The organism is Mesorhizobium sp. M2E.F.Ca.ET.209.01.1.1 (assembly GCF_004010375.2).
GTDB lineage: Bacteria > Pseudomonadota > Alphaproteobacteria > Rhizobiales > Rhizobiaceae > Mesorhizobium.
Genome location: NZ_SADP02001128.1, coordinates 1 through 293 on the forward strand (window position 1 = coordinate 1; position 293 = coordinate 293).

At 62.1% G+C, this 293-nt stretch carries 1 protein-coding gene; it reads left to right on the forward strand.

All coding sequences use genetic code 11. The annotated features are described in order from the left end of the window. A partial coding sequence (locus tag EN852_RS41540) for a hypothetical protein (RefSeq protein WP_210238339.1) occupies window positions 1–293 on the forward strand: 293 nt, incomplete at both ends.

The window sequence follows — 293 nt, forward strand, 5'->3', positions numbered from 1 at the left end:
CCAGGTTATCGACCTGGGCACCCAGACCAACGAATACCAGGGCGAAGTCAGCACTGTCCGGCAAATCCGCCTTGCCTGGGAACTGACCGGCGACGACCGGCTTGGCAGCGGCGCCAGCTTCCAGATGAAGAACAAGGAGCCGTTCCTGGTCACGGAAATCGTCACCCTCAGCCTGAATGAGCGCGCGAACCTCCGCCGCTTGCTGGAGGGCTGGCGCGGGCGTCCGTTCACCGAAGACGAGCTTAAGGGGTTCGATATCGTGAACCTGCTGGGCAAGCCCTGCTTGCTAGACA